This is a genomic window from Pseudooceanicola nanhaiensis, from assembly GCF_020171315.1.
GTDB lineage: Bacteria > Pseudomonadota > Alphaproteobacteria > Rhodobacterales > Rhodobacteraceae > Pseudooceanicola > Pseudooceanicola nanhaiensis_A.
In genome coordinates this window covers 1-2,117 of the sequence record NZ_JAIUZP010000024.1, presented here as the reverse complement: position 1 = coordinate 2,117, position 2,117 = coordinate 1, and the positions used below count along the sequence as shown (strand labels likewise).

2 protein-coding genes are annotated in these 2,117 nt (G+C 65.8%); one reads left to right on the top strand and one right to left on the bottom strand.

The window, feature by feature from the left end; translation table 11 throughout:
- Nucleotides 1-166 precede the first annotated feature (166 nt).
- On the bottom strand, nt 167-709 hold the full coding sequence (locus tag LCM32_RS21885) for an NADPH-dependent FMN reductase (protein ID WP_224823208.1): 543 nt from the start codon (nt 707-709) through the stop codon (nt 167-169).
- 157 nt (nt 710-866) lie between these two features.
- On the opposite strand from LCM32_RS21885, the gene LCM32_RS21880 reads away from it, so the two are divergent.
- Entirely contained in the window at nt 867-1,577 is a 711-nt protein-coding gene (locus LCM32_RS21880; protein WP_224823207.1) for an NYN domain-containing protein, read from the top strand.
- Nucleotides 1,578-2,117: the final 540 nt, after the last annotated feature.

The following is a 2,117-nucleotide window of genomic DNA, read 5'->3' as shown; positions in this document are numbered from 1 at the left end:
CACCGCCCCCACACGAGCCTCGACGGGCTTACCCCGTGGGAGTATCACCAACGGTCAATAGAGGACCAAATCCTGAACAGAGCGAACTCATAAACCCGGACACTACGGGGAGCAGGTCACTGGAAACGCCCAAAGTCCGTACGTTGACGGCGAACGGGGTTGTAGGTTACCCGATCGCGTCTACAAACCCTTCGAGATACTGCCGCAGCTGCGCCTGCACCTTCGCGTCGGTCAGGGCGCCGGTCTCGTCGAAGACCGATCCGGCCTTCGAGACGACGAGGCGGCCTTCCTGGTAAGGGCGCGTCGAGAGTGCTCGCAGGACCTGAAGCCAGTGCGCCTGGCTCAGCAGCGTGCCGAAGCCGCCCGGCGATGTCCCGATCACGCCTACCGGTTTCCCCCGGAAGAGCGCGGCGCCCTCGCCACTCGACATCCAGTCGATGGCGTTCTTGAAGACCCCGGGCACCCCGTTGTTGTATTCCGGCGTGACAAGAAGCAGCGCATCCGCGGCCGCGAGCTGTTCCCGCAGCGCGACCACCGATGCCGGGGCCCCGTCGGCTGCCTCTTCGTCCGCGTTGTAGAGCGGCACGCCCGCGATCGTCCCGGCGTGGATCGTCGTGCCCGCGGGGCAAAGCTCGATGGCGGCGCGCAGCAGGGCCGCGTTGTAGGACTTAGCCCGCAGGCTGCCCGAGAGGCCGAGGATCGTTGTCATCGAAGATGTCCCTTTCCGGTATCGCACGGCGCAGGCGGCCGGGCCTCCGCATCGAAGCGGCTGCCGGTCGCCGGGTCAAGCGCGCGACGGGCGGGTGCCACTTGACCCTCGGCGCTGTCCTGCCAGATTGAACGATAAGAAAAGAAAGAGACAAATCATGCCTGAAACCCGTCCCCTCTATGCCGTGCTGATCGACGCCGACAATATCCCGGCGCGTCATGCCGCCGCCATCCTGAAGGAGGTGACCTCCTATGGGGAGCCGGCGCTGCGCCGGGTCTACGGCGACTGGGGGGCAGAGCGGCTCCGCCCCTGGACGGAGCAGGTGCGGGGGCTCGGCCTCGTCGCGCATCAGGAAACGGCGAACACCAAGGGCAAGAACGCCAGCGACATCGGCCTCGTCATCGACGCGATGGACATCCTTCATACGGGGCGGTTCGACGGCTTCGTCCTGGTCTCCTCGGACAGTGATTTCACCGCGCTTGCCAACCGTATCCGCGAGCAGGGGCTCGACGTGATCGGGATCGGCGAGGCCAAGGCCCCCGAGAGCCTGCGCAACGTCTGCAACCGCTTCGTCCTGATCGAGAACATCGTGGATGAGCCGAGCCCGGCGAAAGGCTCCGACCAGGGGACGACCAAGCGCAAGCCGCTGGAAGCGGTGCCGCTGATTCTCCGCGCCATGGACAAGATCGAGCAGGACGACGAGTGGTATCCCATGGGCCAGCTCGGCCAGTATGTTACTGCAGACAATCCGGATTTCGACACGCGGACCTATGGTAAACGCAAGTTCTCGGACCTGATCGGCGAGCTGAAGATTTTCGAAACGAAGCGCGGCGCGGGGAATCAGCTCATGGTGCGGCGACTCGATTGAGGCGAGTCGCGCCGAGTCGCGGAAGTCGGGCCGGTGGACCCCACGTCACGCGGGCTGGATTCGGGCGGGCAGGTGGGCTGAAACCGTCGATTTGGCCCGCCTGACGCGAGTCGCCTGCGTGACTCGGCCCCGGTTGTGGGGTCTCCCAGCCGATCCCTGGCATCTGATCGCAAAAAATTCGCAGAAGTTTTCGTCTTTCAAGCGGGCGTGGAGGCCCCGAAGATGGGCCGCTCTCGGCCCACGTCTGGGGCCTTCCGGGAGCCGGAAAACAAGGGGTTTGGGGGTGCCCATCGCGCGCGAGCGCGCGCGTGCGCTCGCCCGGTCCGCTTCCGGATGCGGGACATCGCCGACCTCGGGACAGATGCGAAAGTTTTTTGAAGATCCCTCTTGCGGGTCCTGCGGTCTATCCGTAAATAGCCCCTCACCGGCGGCGCTGAGGCGCTGACGGGGCGCTGGACGGCGCGGGGGCGAGAGCCACTGCGGGGATGGCGGAACGGAATTCGAGAGGCATCTGGGCGGGCGCGCCGCAAGTTAGGGCGC

What these genes read in the sequence shown, in the direction of transcription:
- LCM32_RS21885 (WP_224823208.1), bottom strand. Translation starts at nt 709, where the DNA reads ATGACAACGATCCTCGGCCTCTCGGGCAGCCTGCGGGCTAAGTCCTAC.
- LCM32_RS21880 (WP_224823207.1), top strand. Translation starts at nt 867, where the DNA reads ATGCCTGAAACCCGTCCCCTCTATGCCGTGCTGATCGACGCCGACAAT.